The 14,972-nt window shown below is 38.7% G+C and carries 13 protein-coding genes and 2 pseudogenes; 8 read left to right on the top strand and 7 right to left on the bottom strand.

What is annotated here, in order from left to right; all coding sequences use genetic code 11:
* Nucleotides 1-58 precede the first annotated feature (58 nt).
* Both FN924_RS03190 and FN924_RS03185 read right to left on the bottom strand, forming a co-directional pair.
* Complete coding sequence (locus FN924_RS03190; protein WP_228409543.1) at nucleotides 59-1,027, bottom strand: sensor histidine kinase; 969 nt, start codon at nucleotides 1,025-1,027, stop codon at nucleotides 59-61.
* Nucleotides 1,028-1,039: 12 nt separating this feature from the next.
* Nucleotides 1,040-1,741: a LytR/AlgR family response regulator transcription factor gene (locus FN924_RS03185; RefSeq protein WP_158634070.1), complete on the bottom strand. Its 702-nt coding sequence runs from the start codon at nucleotides 1,739-1,741 to the stop codon at nucleotides 1,040-1,042.
* 163 nt (nucleotides 1,742-1,904) lie between these two features.
* On the opposite strand from FN924_RS03185, the gene FN924_RS03180 reads away from it, so the two are divergent.
* From FN924_RS03180 to FN924_RS19655, 5 genes are all read left to right on the top strand, one after another.
* Entirely contained in the window at nucleotides 1,905-2,657 is a 753-nt protein-coding gene (locus tag FN924_RS03180; RefSeq protein WP_143892032.1) for an ABC transporter ATP-binding protein, read from the top strand.
* Nucleotides 2,647-3,810, top strand: a complete 1,164-nt coding sequence (locus tag FN924_RS03175) for an ABC transporter permease (protein ID WP_143892031.1) — start codon at nucleotides 2,647-2,649, stop codon at nucleotides 3,808-3,810. The genes FN924_RS03180 and FN924_RS03175 overlap by 11 nt, the downstream gene beginning before the upstream one ends.
* A 158-nt stretch (nucleotides 3,811-3,968) precedes the next feature.
* Nucleotides 3,969-5,099, top strand: coding sequence for a radical SAM/CxCxxxxC motif protein YfkAB (gene yfkAB / locus FN924_RS03170; RefSeq protein WP_407692004.1), 1,131 nt, complete (start codon nucleotides 3,969-3,971; stop codon nucleotides 5,097-5,099).
* A gap of 176 nt (nucleotides 5,100-5,275) precedes the next feature.
* Nucleotides 5,276-6,397, top strand: a complete 1,122-nt coding sequence (locus FN924_RS03165) for an ABC transporter ATP-binding protein (RefSeq protein ID WP_143892029.1) — start codon at nucleotides 5,276-5,278, stop codon at nucleotides 6,395-6,397.
* Between the two features lie 87 nt (nucleotides 6,398-6,484).
* Nucleotides 6,485-7,984: a glycine betaine ABC transporter substrate-binding protein gene (locus FN924_RS19655; RefSeq protein WP_143892028.1), complete on the top strand. Its 1,500-nt coding sequence runs from the start codon at nucleotides 6,485-6,487 to the stop codon at nucleotides 7,982-7,984.
* Nucleotides 7,985-8,168: 184 nt separating this feature from the next.
* On the opposite strand, the gene rlmD is transcribed toward FN924_RS19655, so the two are convergent.
* Together rlmD and FN924_RS03150 are read right to left on the bottom strand one after the other, a co-directional pair.
* Nucleotides 8,169-9,560, bottom strand: coding sequence for a 23S rRNA (uracil(1939)-C(5))-methyltransferase RlmD (gene rlmD / locus FN924_RS03155; protein WP_143892027.1), 1,392 nt, complete (start codon nucleotides 9,558-9,560; stop codon nucleotides 8,169-8,171).
* A 175-nt stretch (nucleotides 9,561-9,735) separates the two neighbouring features.
* Nucleotides 9,736-10,494, bottom strand: coding sequence for a MerR family transcriptional regulator (locus tag FN924_RS03150; RefSeq protein WP_143892026.1), 759 nt, complete (start codon nucleotides 10,492-10,494; stop codon nucleotides 9,736-9,738).
* An 85-nt stretch (nucleotides 10,495-10,579) separates the two neighbouring features.
* Between FN924_RS03150 and FN924_RS03145 the strand changes: the two genes are divergently transcribed.
* Nucleotides 10,580-11,260 (top strand): CPBP family intramembrane glutamic endopeptidase, encoded by a 681-nt coding sequence (locus FN924_RS03145; RefSeq protein WP_228409542.1) that lies wholly within the window; start codon nucleotides 10,580-10,582, stop codon nucleotides 11,258-11,260.
* Nucleotides 11,261-11,363: 103 nt separating this feature from the next.
* On the opposite strand, the gene FN924_RS03140 is transcribed toward FN924_RS03145, so the two are convergent.
* A complete protein-coding gene (locus FN924_RS03140) occupies nucleotides 11,364-11,804 on the bottom strand; it encodes a cell wall hydrolase (protein ID WP_143892025.1) in 441 nt (146 codons plus the stop codon).
* Between the two features lie 244 nt (nucleotides 11,805-12,048).
* Nucleotides 12,049-12,652 (bottom strand): annotated as a pseudogene (locus FN924_RS03135) (NAD(P)H-dependent oxidoreductase).
* Nucleotides 12,653-12,772: 120 nt separating this feature from the next.
* On the opposite strand from FN924_RS03135, the gene FN924_RS03130 reads away from it, so the two are divergent.
* Complete coding sequence (locus FN924_RS03130; RefSeq protein ID WP_143892024.1) at nucleotides 12,773-13,201, top strand: MarR family winged helix-turn-helix transcriptional regulator; 429 nt, start codon at nucleotides 12,773-12,775, stop codon at nucleotides 13,199-13,201.
* Nucleotides 13,202-13,336: 135 nt separating this feature from the next.
* Nucleotides 13,337-13,642, top strand: a pseudogene (locus FN924_RS03125) (transposase); the annotation flags it as partial.
* Nucleotides 13,643-14,334: 692 nt separating this feature from the next.
* Here FN924_RS03125 and FN924_RS03115 read toward each other — a convergent pair.
* Nucleotides 14,335-14,814: a tetratricopeptide repeat protein gene (locus FN924_RS03115; RefSeq protein WP_143892023.1), complete on the bottom strand. Its 480-nt coding sequence runs from the start codon at nucleotides 14,812-14,814 to the stop codon at nucleotides 14,335-14,337.
* Nucleotides 14,815-14,972: the final 158 nt, after the last annotated feature.

The raw sequence follows: 14,972 nt of genomic DNA, 5'->3' as shown, positions 1-14,972 counted from the left end.
TGTCACGACCCGTAATTTGTCGAATGATTCGACATAATTCGGGGCGTGACAGGCACCGTTACTTCACTGCGGGGATTTTTATTTTTAGTTCGAATTGTTCTTCTTTGTACACAAAGTCTAAGAAGCCTTGATGTGCTTCTACGATGTCTTTTATAACCTTTGTACCTAGGCCATGATGCGCTTCTCCTTTTGTTGAGTGTCCATAGGAATCAAATAAGTGATCCACTACTTGTGTTGGAATCGGAAGGGTGTCATTTTTACAAATTAATAGATAAAGACCACTTCTCTTATAAAATTGAAGCGATAAAGTTGCTTTTTGTTTCTTATGTAATTGCCATTCTTCACAGGCATCAATACTGTTAGATAATATATTCCCCATTAAAGAAACGAGGTCATAATCCGACATTGGCAGCGTGGATATCGGCAAATCCAAGTCATAAATCACTTCCACTCCTGATTTCTTCGCTCTTCTATAGGCTTGATGTAAAACGCCAGCGACTACTCCCTTCTCCCCTTTTATAGAAAGATTTGTCTCTTCATAATTCTCTACAAGTTGGTTCAGGTAAGCTCTAGCCCCCTGCGGATTATCATGCTCTAGCATAAAATGGATAGCTGAAATATGCTTTAAGAATTCATGTCGTTCACTGCGCACGACTCGAAATGTCTCGTTCATTTGGTCAAACTGTTCTTCGTATTCGGATACAAGCATTATCGACTTCGTCACTTCTCGTCCCCATCGATAACGAATCCATTCTATCCCTATAAAAAGAAGAAAAAATATACCTACTTGCCAAACGGAAGCTTCTAAGAATGCTAGAAAAAGCAGCAATAACTGAAATCCTATAAGAACCACATTCCAAGCCCCTAATCCCCGCAACCGTAATAAAAGTGTCCTGTGTAAATAAAATAGAACCACAATGATCATCAGATATGATAGATAAAGCGCCAAATTATTTCCTAAAAATAGATACATATAAAGTGCACTTATAACCCCAACAATTCCCCAATACACGTTTTCCGATTTCACATACTTCACCCTTTAAAAATAATACTGCTGTAGAAAATCCACTTTTTCTTTTGTAATCATCGCCTGTGCTTCCATGCCTTCAAAAGAAACGGTGTAGGAGTTTTTCGCATACAATGAAAAGTTTTTCACATAATGAATGTTAATAATAAAGGAACGATGTGACCTTAAAAAATCCCGTTCTCGCAATTCCCCTTCTAACTCATTTAACGTTTGATACGTTTTAATCTGATTTTGTTTCGTATGTATTGTTGTTGATCGTCCAGAACGCTCAATAAAAACAATGTCTTTTTTCTGAATAATATGTATGTCATTTTTTTGTTTCAAATAGAGCCGTCCATTAATCTGAGCCGCGCTTGATTTCTCCAAAAGTCGTTCCACACTTTTTATCAATCGCTCCTTGGAATAAGGCTTCATAATGTAATCGTGCACATCCAGTTCAAATGCGTGTACGGCATATCCGCTATTTGCTGTCACAAATATAACGGAGATATCTAGGGCGTGGGAGTGAATAATATCCGCAAGCTCATAGCCTGATAGATTGGGCATCTCTATGTCAGCGATTAATAGATCCACCGCTTTCTTTTTTATATAATCATACGCCTCTTCAGCAGATTGTGTTGAAAATACAATGTCTACAGTTGGAATACTCTCCACAATTCCGTGCAGCTTATCTAAATCTATTAATCGATCATCCACAAGTCCGACTTTCATTATTTCGCCTCACCTATACCAAAAAGATTATCTCTATTTTACCATCATTAGACTGCATGATGTCATTTTCACGACATAAAAAGGATGTTTTACGACATACCTACTGATTCCACCATTGATTATTTGTATGATTAGCTCAAGAACTAATAAACATGAGGTGAATGAAATGATTGAGATTCATGAAGTGACAAAAAAATTTCAAGATAAAAAGGCACATGTCACAGCTTTAAAGCATGTTTCTTTTAAGGTGAAACAAGGAGAGGTTCTCGGTTTACTCGGAGAAAACGGTGCAGGAAAAACAACTCTACTACGAGCGGTTGCAACTCTTTTAACCCCAACCGATGGAACCGTGACCGTTGCCGGACATGATACCGTAAAGAACCCTAATGCGGTAAAGAAAAAAATAGGTGTCCTTTTTGGTGGGGAAACCGGGTTGTATGACCGACTAACAGCAAAAGAGAACCTGGAGTACTTTGCAATGCTTTATGGGATGAGCAAGCATGAAACAAAAGTAAGAATCGATGAGCTTGCTAAAATGTTTGGAATGCGAGATTACTTGGATCGAAAGGTAGGTGGTTTTTCCAAAGGGATGCGCCAGAAAGTTGCCATTTCCAGGACCATCTTACACAACCCAGATATTATCTTATTCGATGAGCCAACCACTGGATTAGATATTACATCTTCGAATGTGTTTCGCGAACTTATCCATCAACTCAAACACATGGAAAAAACGATTATTTTCTCTAGCCACATTATGGAGGAGGTCACACTATTATGTGACTCTGTTGCTATGATGCATAAAGGGGAACTCGTTCATCACGGATCCTTAGAGGACCTCTATGAAGAGGAAGGTAGTCGTGATTTAAACTATATTTTCATGAGTAAATTAGTTAGGGGGAATATCCACCATGCTTCGTAACATTTATATAAAAGAAATGAAAGATTCTTTTCGCGATCGTCGTACACTTTTGTTAACGGTTCTTTTACCTATTATTATCATGACAGGACTTGTCCTGTTTTATGAAAAAATGCTGTCTAATGACTCATCCGACACCTATCAACTTGCGGTGGATGAATCGTTTAGCACAGAGGAACATACTTTCCTACGTGGATTAGATAATATTGAAATCGTGAAATCGTCGGATCCGGAAGAAGCATTGAAGGAAGGCGAAGCTCAAGCAGCCCTTTTATTAAGTGATGATTTTATCAATCGTGTGAGGCAAGGAGAGGACGCTACGGCAACGATTATCGGAGATTCGTTTAGTCAAGATGCGTCACAGCTCATGGCACTCGTTACGGCTGGATTAGAGCGTTACAAAACTACTGTCATTACCGAACGGCTATCTGCGGAACAGATGTCTAATGATCTGCTTGAGCCATTTACATTAGAGCAAAAGGACTTAACGGATGATAGTAATGGCGTTAATATGCTTGCCCTACTCATCCCGTTAATCCTTACGTTATCTATCGGGATTGGTGCGAGTCCAGCTGGTGCAGACTTGTTCGCGGGGGAAAAAGAGAAGAAAACGATGGAGGCCCTATTAATGACTCCTGTTAATCGCATGCATTTACTTGTAGCAAAGTGGATGACTATAACATCCATTGGAGCCATCACTGGATTGGTGACACTCATCGTGGTTGCACTAGAGATTGGATTCTTAACGGAGAACTTAAGAAGTGCCGTTGAAGTATCCTTTGCGAATCATACGTATCAGATTATCGGATTTTCCCTACTTGTATCCCTTATCTATGCGATGTTCGTTGCAACGCTACTGATGCTTACAAGCATTGTTGGGAAAACGGTAAAAGAAGCACAAAGCTATAGCACGCCAATCATGATGGTAGTTGTGTTCCCTGTCATGATTACATCAGAAATTGGCATTAATGAATTATCCTTGTATCATTTTGCCATTCCGGTGATGAACATCTTTACAAGCTTAAAGGAACTGTGTTTTGGCATCATTGATTATCAACATCTTGGGGCTATGGTCGGTAGTAACCTATTGTTTATTATAATCGTCTTTGTCATTGGAAGGATTATGTTCCTGAAGGATAAATGGGTGATAAATTAAATCTTTGGTGCCTGTCACGCCCCGGATTGTGTCGAATATTCGACACAATCCGGGGCGTGACAGGCACCATTTCCTTTATAATTATAATTACTAAATCATTACCATATGTTAGACTAATCGAAGGTAAATATCGAAGGCAAAAGGAGCAATGAAATATTTTGAAGAACTCTCTTTCAACCATCACCCCTTCTTACGATCCATGGGAAGCCTATATGGATGTAGAAGAACATGGAAACATGACATTATCAAATATTGAATTTACAACGACGACCCTTTGTAACATGCGCTGTGCGCACTGTGCTGTTGGTTATACGTTACAAGCAAAGGATCCGGATGCCCTTTCCATTGAGCTTATTCTAAACAGATTAGAAGAAATCCAGCATCTGCGCACACTAAGTATTACTGGCGGGGAACCAATGATGTCTAAAAGATCAGTCAGAGAATATGTGCTACCTTTACTAAGATACGCCCACCAACGTGGCGTCAAAACACAGATGAATTCTAATTTAACGTTACCTTACAATCGTTATGAAGAAATTATTCCTTTTCTAGATGTCTTACATATCTCTCACAACTGGGGTACAACAGAAGAGTTTGTTGAAACAGGATTCGCTAACATGGAGCGCAAACCGTCCGTTGCACATCGAGAAAATTATTATCATAAGATGATAGAGAACTCTAAGCGACTCTCGGCAGATGGCGTACTTGTTTCAGCGGAAACGATGTTAAACAAACGCACGTTTCCGTACCTGGAGCATATACATGATCAAGTTAGGGAAATGGGTTGTACACGCCATGAGATTCACCCTATGTATCCAGTCGACTTTGCTAGTCAGCTTGAGACACTAAGCCTAGAGGATACTCGAAATGCGATTACACGTCTGCTCAATCATCGAAAGGAAGAGGTATGGATGCTGTTCGGTACATTACCCTTCTATCCATGTAGTTCCTCTACAGATGACCTAAAATTGTTAGAAAGACTGTACGCAGAAAAAAATGTAACTGTAAGAAATGATCCGGACGGTCGTTCCCGATTAAATGTCAATATCTTTACCGGTGATATCATTGTCACGGACTTTGGAGATGAAGACGCATTAGGAAACATCCAAGACACTGCACTCACAACCGCTTTTTCTCGGTGGCTATCCACTAAAACGGCGAAAAGCATTAACTGCCATTGTCCTGCCGTAAAATGCTTAGGACCAAATATTTTAGTGAAAAACACTTATTATCCAGATACCGACTTTCAAAGTAGAAAAACTAATTTACATCTATATAAAGAAGCATAATGCTAGGATTGCACCCCAAATTTTGGAGGTGCTTTTCTTTTTGACTTTTTAAGTTTACGATTAGAATGAATTTTTTAATTTTTATCCATAACATCCCCGCATAAGACATATTGAATGAAAGACAAGCATACCGGACAGAATAGGATTGATTTAAAAAGTTAGGAGGTGCGAGAGAATTGATAGAATTCAACGAAGTTAATAAACAATTCCAGGATGGATTCAAGGCCCTGAGGAATGTCACATTTAAAGTAAAAGAAGGGGAATTGCTTGTACTCATTGGTCCAAGTGGTTCGGGAAAAACGACAACGATGAAAATGATTAACCGACTGATTGAACCAACTGGTGGCACCATTTCTATTGAAGGAAAGGATATTTCAAAGGAAGATCCTGTAAAGCTTCGACGTACCATTGGATATGTAATTCAGCAAATTGGTTTATTGCCCCACTTGACCATTAAAGAAAATGTCTCCCTCGTTCCACGTCTTTTAAAATGGAACAAAGAACAGTATATAGACAAAGTGGACGAACTTATGAATATGGTTGGTCTGGATTCGGACACCTTCGGAAATCGCTATCCGAGCGAATTGAGTGGTGGTCAACAGCAACGAATTGGTGTTATTCGTGCATTAGCCGCAGACCCCAAAATTATTCTCATGGATGAACCATTTAGCGCACTCGATCCCATTAGTCGTGAACAACTACAAGATGAGCTTGTCCGTCTACAACAAGAAATACATAAAACAATCGTATTTGTTACTCATGATATGGACGAAGCTTTAAAAATTGCCGATCGAATTTGCATTATGAAGGATGGAGAAGTGGTTCAGGTTGATCGTCCAGAGAACATTATCCGACATCCAGCCAATAAATTTGTTCGCAGTTTTATCGGAGAAGATCGTTTACATGAAAACGATAGTTTATCACTCCCTAGCCTAAAAAAACTAACCGTTCAACCTGTCACAGCATATGGAACGAGAGGGCTTGCTGAATCATTAAAATTAATGCGAAGAAGACGTGTAGATAGCCTTGTAGTAATTGACAACAAGGACACGTTCCTAGGCATTGCTACGGTATGGGAAGTACAAAAACGTTACACCGAAGAAGAATTAACTCTAGAAGATGTAATGGATACAGAAGTTCTTACGCTCAAAATGGACGATTCCGGCGAAGTAGCTTTTCAGCATGTGAATAATTCGAAATATGGTTTTGTTCCCGTTCTGGATGAACATAAAAAGGTTCTAGGCATTGTGACGCGAGCTAGCCTTGTGGAACATATCGTGGACCAAATGGCTGAGTAGGAGGGATTTAAAATTAATATCTTTCAAAGTACAATCGATGTATTTGCAAACCGGTGGTCAACCATTTGGGATTTAATACTAGAGCATATGTACCTCTCGCTTATCTCCATTGCGATTGCCATTTTAATTTCCGTCCCACTTGGTATCTATCTAACACGCCATCGCAAAATAGCGGATACGATAATTGGAATAGCTGGGATTTTTCAAACTATCCCGAGTCTTGCCTTGCTTGTTTTCCTTGTGCCACTTATCGGAACTGGACAGCTTCCAGCGATTATAGCATTAACGGTATATGGCTTACTGCCGATATTACGTAACACATACTTAGGAATTACAGGTGTTAATCAATCTGCAATCAATGCAGGCGTTGGAATGGGGATGACCAACCGACAAGTGCTATGGATGGTTGAATTACCATTATCCCTTAGTGTCATCATGGGTGGAATACGGACAGCAACCGTTTTAATTATTGGAGTTGCTACCATTGCAGGACTAATCGGGGCAGGTGGACTCGGAGATTTGATTTTCCGCGGACTCCAAACGTATAACACGGGCCTTATCTTGGCTGGTGCTATCCCGTCTGCGTTACTAGCGATAATATTTGACTACTTAATAAAATTGTTAGAAAACGATGTTACCCCTAGAGGTATCCAGGAGAAAAAAACCAATCCAAAAGTATCCCGTGTTCGTAAATGGGTGGTTGTTGGTTTAATTTTACTAATTCCAATCTCAACGTTTATTTCTCAAATGGATACGAACACTGCAGGTGACACCGATACGATAACCATCACAGGAAAGAATTTCACCGAGCAGGAAATTATGGTTTACATTATGGGACATCTAATTGAGGAAAAAACGGACCTAAATGTAGAATATGAATCGTTCCTTGGTGGAACAGCCCCTGTGTTTGATGGGCTGAATGGTGGAGATTATGACCTGTATATGGAATACACAGGAACAGGTCTTTTAAGTATTTTGAAGGAAGAAATGGTGAATGATCCTGATCGAGTATATGAAATTGTTAAAAAACGATTTAAAGAAAAATATGATATTGTTTGGTTAGAACCATTTGGGTTTAATAACACCTATACGTTAACGATGCGAAAAGAAGATGCAGAAAAGTGGGGTATTTCAAGCATATCGGACTTAGCTGAAAAAGCACCAGAGCTAACACTCGGATCCGAACCGGAATTTTTAGAGCGAAAAGACGGTTATCCGGGACTTGTTGACACTTACGATATTCAATTTGGGAGTACGAAGGCAATGGATTCTGGGATTATGTACAGTGCCATAAAAAATGGAGATGTGGATGTAATCGACGCATTCTCAACCGATGGACGTATTCCTGCATTTAACCTGAAAGTGCTTGAAGATGATAAAAACTTCTTCCCACCATATTACGCAACACCAATCATCCGGGCAGATACGTTAGAAAAGCACCCAGAAATTAAAGAAGTATTAGGAATGCTCGTCGGCAGGATTGATAATGAAAAAATGCAAGAGCTCAATGCCCGAGTAGACCTCAATAAAGAACGATATGAAGATGTAGCTGTTGACTTTTTGAAGGAAGAAGGACTAATCGATTAAACCATGGGACTAACTAAATCTACAATTTGCCATTGAATCGCAACTAGAAAGGAAAGCCGGTTTCTTCCCTGATAGGATGTAACCGGCTTTCTTTCATTATTGCCTCTCCGACCAATAAACAAATGCCTACTTCCATTTCGGAAGTAGACATCTCTGCAAGGATTGTAGTCGGTTAGCGTTTAGTTCAGATATTTAACTCTAACTGTGCAACCAACTCAACATGTACGGTATGCGGAAACAAATCCACAGGCTGTACATCTTTCAGCTCGTATCCAAATGCTTCTAATTCTTTTATATCGGTTGCAAACGTATCCGGATTACACGATACATATACAATACGCTCTGGCTTAGAACGGCCAATTCGGCGCATGACTTTTCCACCTGCACCAGAACGCGGTGGGTCTAGTAAAAGAAGCTCTGGAGCTCCAAACTCTTCTAGAATCTGATCGATTCCTCTTCTAGCATCCTTTGCAAGAAAATACGTGTTGTCTAACCCATTATCCTGAGCATTTCGTTTTGCAGATTCAATCGATGTTTCTACAATTTCGATTCCTGCTAGTTTCTCAACTTTGCTAGCGAAAGGAAGGGAGAATGTCCCTACTCCACAGAAAAGATCGATCATTTTTTCCGTTTTCTTCGGTTGTCCCATTTCGATTGCTAAATCGATTAGCTTTTGTGCTTGCGTTGGATTCGTTTGGAAGAAAGTATCGAACCAAAGACGGTAACGGTAGCCATCCATTTCATCATATATAAAGTCACGACCAGCAAGAATATGACTTTTCTCAGATTGTGTACGATCCGCCCAATCTCTATTTTCTAGCCACATCAAGCTTTTCACTTGTGGGAACTTCGCTTCAATTCGATCTTTTAAGTCTTCCACGGCCGCTTCTAGCTTTCCTTCCGGTGCTTCCGTAGCAAAAACACCCAACATTATTTCACCAGTCGCAAAGGATTGACGTACCATTAAGTGACGAAGTAATCCTTCATGCTTGTCCTTATCATAGCCAGCTAGACTATGTGCTTTCGTCCATTCCGCAACCTCCATCGTTGCTTCCACCATTTCTTTACCAGCAATCAGACAAGTTTCCAGTGAAATGACTTTTCTAAAATTACCTTGTTCATGTAACCCAAGAGAACCATCTGGAGCAAACGTGAATTCCATCTTGTTCCGATAATGCCATGGGTTTTCCATGCCAATTGTATCTTTTACAAGCGCTGGGTCAAAGCCTTGTTCTGCCAATACTTCTTTGACATGCTCGGTTTTGTGCTTTAGCTGGCCTTTGTAATCCCAGTGCTGCCATACACAGCCACCACAACGTTCGAAGTGTGGACATGGTGGAACTACACGCTCCGGGTTAGCTTCTATAATTTCGTCTGGGAGCGCTTTTCTTCTTTTTCTATCTGGCTGATCCACTGTTACCTTTACCTGTTCACCAGGTAAGGTTTGTGGAATCGTCAGCTTCAGCTTCTTCTTATTCACTTCACCGGTATCTCTCCATACAACTGCACGCCCAGCACCTTTATTATCTAAGTGACTTATTTCTGTAACCATCGTTTCCGGCTTTACATTCGTCATCTCGAGTTCCTCCTCCCCCAATTTAACTCTATATATCAACATACCACGTATAAAAGAAATTTGAACAATCCCACCTATTATATCTACAATAGTGGTGCCTGTCACGCCCCGGAATTTGTCAATAATCGTCGAATGTCCAAAGCTACATTAAAACAATAAAAAACTGGTAAACGCGTTATTTACCAGTTGCCTTCTCCAAACCTTCTATAGCTTCTTCCATAAACATCATTACCGCATTATTAACCGGGTATAAGTTCAAATCAGCAGACTGCGTCTCGGACTTACGAGCTTCCCAGAATTTCTGCTCTAGCTCCGCGTTTCCATTAAACATTTCATTCGATAGTATCAACGTATCTTCCGCAATTAGCCTCCCCTCTTCCGATCTAGGAGACTTCCCTTCCGCCAAGCATAGCTCAATTCTCTTAATAATGTTCATCCACTTTGTAACATCTGTTGAATCTGTCTCCATTTTAGGTAGCTGTTCACTCAATATCATTTGCTCTTCATCCGTGAATAAGTCATCCATGGCCTCTGTCTTTCTTTTCTGTCTCGACACCCGATCTTCTAATAATAGCGGCAACAAGTGCTCCCACTGAATGTCCCCTTCAAGTTTTACCGTATTTATCAAGGTATTAGTGTGGCTTAAAGATTCCGATAACTGCTCGAAATCCTGCTCTAGTTGTTCTTTATGAATAGCTAAAACCTCTTGAATTGTAATATGGTTGATGACTTTTTCGATATTCTTTAAGGGCATAGAAGTAGCTTTCAAAAGTAGGACCTTCTGGAGCATCACGATATCGTCTGGTGTGTAAAATCGCGTTCCATCTTCCTTCTTCATCGTAGGTTTAACCAAATCAATGTTGTCATAATAACGAATCGTCCTTAATGAGACGTTCAATTTCTTTGCTACCTCTCCCGTTGATAAGTACGTCATAAAAAAATCCTCCTCCCTACTTGCAGATTACGTTACGTCACCCTTTATTCTATATATAACATAGATTTGTTAGGAGGAAGTATAGTTGGAGAAAAATAGTTGGGGCTACAAGGAACTCATTTATTTGTTAATCGTTACGTTCCTATTCGTACCATTCATGATTGAAGGCTTGTTGTACTATCTTTTAAACGAGGTAATTCAAAATGATTTGTACACTGGTACATCCATTGGCTTGGTAATGGCTATTGTATTCACAACGAGTGTCTACCTAGTTGCATTGAAACCACACCAGTTAGGATGGGACGAGGTGGGCGTACGTAGTTTTTCAAAACAATATTGGATACGAATGTTGGGTTGGACCATCCTGCTAATCGTTGCTAGTATTTCGATTGTAGCCATTATGGATGTATTACAAATCGGAATAGATAATCATAAAACAAAATCTTTAAAGCAAGATATGAATGGCTTCACGTTTAGTATTGGTTTTATTTCAGCCGCCATTATCTCACCAGTTTATGAGGAAATATTCTATCGCGGTTTCCTTTATAAATGGTTCCGGGCAAAATGGGGAGTCGGGATTGGATTGGTAGCTAGCTCCATCATTTTCACGCTTGTCCATATTCCAACCTATAATACGTTACCGATTAACTTCCTATCTGGTTTAATATTTGCTTGGACGTATGAAAAAACAGGATCGATCGTACCAGCCATCCTTATTCACGGCACCGTGAATGGACTAGGAGTTATCCTCACAGCAATGGCCTGAGTGCCTGTCACTTCCCGGATTGTGTCGAATTCGACACGATTCGGGAAGTGACAGGCACCAAAAAAGGGCACCAAAAAATCCCCACAACTCGCGGGGATTCCCTTTAGTACCGATACGCACCTTCACACGTATTAGCTATCGGTTCATAATAACAATGTTGCTTATACTGCCCTGTAAACGGTTGATTATACCATGTAGGAGGACACTCTCCATACGGGTTAAAGTACCAGAGCGCATACTTAGCTGGTTGTTGTCTCCAATAATTTAATGCTGCTCTCGCTAGTTTTTTCTCCACTTCTCTTGCCCGTTGATAAAAAACATTCCCTTTCTGCACGGCTTCAAAGGAATAGTTTCCTCCTTGAACTTGGAAGATAACGTCATTTATAGACCTTAACCCTTCAAAATCAAGACAATTCGCTTTCAATCGATTGACAATGACATTCCCAACCATCAGCATCCCAAGTCGTCCTTCACCCTCAGCTTCAGCCCTCATCATCCGTGCCATGACATTGACGTCTTGCTCTGTATATTTAACTCTCGCCACTTAACATCACCTCTACAAAATTGTATGAGGAAATTCTGTAATAATGTAAGGTTTGGATAAATTTGGCTTGGACACTCGTCAATTTTATGTGTTTTTTGAAGACCTTTGAAAGACAAGCAATGACTCAGCATCTTGATAAATACATCCCTATTATTTTTGGCTTCAAGTAAAGATATAGCCCTGATGGTTGCTTTCACAATTCCTACTTTCTCTGATCTTAATAAAGGAAAATAGCAGTTGATTATTATGATGTTAAGCTAAGGTTATTCAATGTTCGAAAATACTTATATACTTTATTTATTTTTTTCTGATGTTTCCCTTTTGTATTCTCCATATTCCCAAACTCAAAAAACTTTACCTTTTTAATACCTACGTATTTGAATAATGCTTTACGCATTAAAACTTTATGGGCGTTATTCAGCCAAAACATTGGATAAAAAGCTGGTCCTTTCATCACAGAAATACATACGACTGATTTACCTTTCAACAAACCTTCTGGTAACAACTTACCATTATCTTTGTAAGCAAAACCCGAAGCAAATATTTTATCAATATAGCCCATTAACATAGCAGGAGGTCTTCCCCCACCATATAGGGTATATAAAAATAATCTTTTCAGCCCATGATAGTTGATTACGATACTTTTCTAATTCTGGATCTTTATACATATCTCTTCTCCTCTTTTTCTCCCCAAATTCAAGGACCGGATTAAAATGATCAGCATATAAATCTAAAACTTGAACATTTTGTATAACATCGTTTGCCTCACAACCTCGGAGTACCTCTTGCAAAAATGCATAGCTCAAGCTTTGGTGATTTGGATGGGTAAAAACAATTAAAACATTCACCTTTAAGCACCTCATTTGTTATCATTTGATAACTAAATATTAACAGCAATCTGATTTAGTTGTCAATTGATAATTGTTTTTTGATAATGTATTTGATAATTTGTTAAGGAGGTGTTTTATATGGACAGAGGTAAGCTTTTCCAACAGTTTGTTCGATTTACTGCATCCGTACATCAAGTAACAAACGATATGACAAAAGATATCAAAATTGAAAACATAACGACCGTTCAATACAAAATATTAGAGTTCATTACAGTTAGCCAACCTGTCACTCTAAGTGAAATCAGTGAATGCTTACATTTATCTTTACCGAATTCTAGCCGTGAGTTAAAAAAATTAATGGAAAGCAAACTATGCGAAAAAATTATGGATCCGAATGACCGGCGCAAATTTGACATTCGTCTTACAGAGAATGGAACGGCGCTAATGAATAAAGTGTTTCGACAGCTTGAAATAAGATTTCAAGAGCGAATTAACAATTTGACAGAGTCAGAACTAAAAGAAATGGAAGCAGCAATTAAAACTTTACAAACTAAATTTTTTGCATAGGTTTATGGAAAAGGTCCAATATGAGATCTATTATAATCTTAGATTTAAAAAGTGATAATATAACTCTTATTTCATAAGAAAGACCTCTAGCATTTGTTTTTTTGTAAAAGCAAGACACTAGAGGTCAAAAAATTCTATCCTGAAGCCATTGATGTATGAACAAGAAACTTTCATCTTGTGGAACAACTCTTTGATTACGGAAGTGCTATTCGTAAGGTGATGTACACAACCAATGCCGTAGAAAGTATTCATTCCAGCTTCCGAAAAGTAACGAAAAAAGGAGCATTCCCTAACGAGAACGCTCTCTTAAAAGTCCTATTTTTACGTGTGAAAGAACTTGAAACCAAATGGGAAGGTGGCCATATCCAAAACTGGTCGATGGTCATGAACCAGCTATTAGTACACGATCAGTTAGAAAGCAGGGTTCGGAAATACATTTAACTTTCAGGACTTACACACTTTATTTGACAAGCCCCCCCTGAAGCGAACAAAGAACACAGACTTTAAATTACTTTATTGCTATGTAAATTTCAATCTCCCCATTAGTTGAATATTTTTCATAATCATATGTATAGGCCCTCTCTAACAAACCAGCATCCTCTTGTTCCCATATCTTACTCCAAGTATTAATAACACCTTTTCGTCGGTAGTATCCACTTTAAAAATTTCGTATTTCTCGTTTTTTGGTATTTCAATAACAGATTTCCCATAATGTTCTTCAATACCAACGCTTAATGAATAATCACCTTTATAGTCACTCTCCTAGTCATAATAAACTCCAAAAATATTTGTTTGATGATGTTTCAGATTTCTATAGGCTTCTTCCCACATATTTTTGATTTTCCCCATCATTTGTTCATCATTAAAATTATTTGTTCTTATGCTATTGACCAGAAATAATTTCATTTTTTAATTAGCCCTCCGATACAATTAATTATTTTATTCCAACTATAAAAGGAACAAAACTCCATTCTCCTCCTAGCCACACCCCCATTTTCAGCCTCTAATAACAAGACATCTCATAATCATTGTTCTGATAAATTATGGAAAAGGTACATAACAAAACGAAAAAATAATGTCTATATATCCAAGTTATTGAACTGAAGCCCCCGTTAATGGAATAACACTTCTTATCATTTAATATCTTTAATGTAGTTCTCTAAAGCCATTCTATACCGTTCTATATCGGGAGTTATCACTTTCATTAACATCACATTCAGTGTTTTTCTTAATGCATCAGCATTTCTATTTTTATCGTGCAAAGCAAGACCAAGAAACATAGAGATAGAAGGGAGTTCAGGATAACGTTGTTCAGCATCAGATAATATTCTTATGGCATCGTCTATTCTCCCGACATTTCTTAAAGAACTACCTAATTGTAATAAGGCATATGCTTCGTACTCGGCATCAAGACCTGTGCTGATTGCATCTTCATATAGCGAAATCGCCTTTTTCTCTTGTCCTGTAAAATCATGAGCATTAGCCAATTCAAATTTTGCCCTTGCTGAATTTGGATATTTGTCTACAACTTCCAAGAAATATTCTATTAGTTTAGTCTCATCATCTTTGTTTTCCCATCCATCCATAACAATTGTTTCCCACTTCGGCTCCATATTGGTCTCCTTTCTCTTCCTCTAATTCCAGACATCCTTTGTTACACTCTAATGCTCCTATAATTAAATAAGTTCAACAAAAATAGCGTTATCCCTTCTAAGATTAACGCTACCCTTTAGTTGAATAATAGGAAGTTGTGCACTTCCATACACATTAC

Origin of the sequence: Radiobacillus deserti (assembly GCF_007301515.1) — a bacterium.
Lineage (GTDB): Bacteria > Bacillota > Bacilli > Bacillales > Amphibacillaceae > Radiobacillus > Radiobacillus deserti.
This window is presented reverse-complemented; position numbering and strand designations above follow the sequence as displayed.

What these genes read in the sequence shown, in the direction of transcription:
- FN924_RS03180 (WP_143892032.1), top strand. Translation starts at nt 1,905, where the DNA reads ATGATTGAGATTCATGAAGTGACAAAAAAATTTCAAGATAAAAAGGCA.
- FN924_RS03175 (WP_143892031.1), top strand. Translation starts at nt 2,647, where the DNA reads ATGCTTCGTAACATTTATATAAAAGAAATGAAAGATTCTTTTCGCGAT.
- FN924_RS19655 (WP_143892028.1), top strand. Translation starts at nt 6,485, where the DNA reads ATGTACCTCTCGCTTATCTCCATTGCGATTGCCATTTTAATTTCCGTC.
- rlmD (WP_143892027.1), bottom strand. Translation starts at nt 9,560, where the DNA reads ATGACGAATGTAAAGCCGGAAACGATGGTTACAGAAATAAGTCACTTA.
- FN924_RS03150 (WP_143892026.1), bottom strand. Translation starts at nt 10,494, where the DNA reads ATGACGTACTTATCAACGGGAGAGGTAGCAAAGAAATTGAACGTCTCA.
- FN924_RS03130 (WP_143892024.1), top strand. Translation starts at nt 12,773, where the DNA reads ATGGACAGAGGTAAGCTTTTCCAACAGTTTGTTCGATTTACTGCATCC.
- FN924_RS03115 (WP_143892023.1), bottom strand. Translation starts at nt 14,814, where the DNA reads ATGGAGCCGAAGTGGGAAACAATTGTTATGGATGGATGGGAAAACAAA.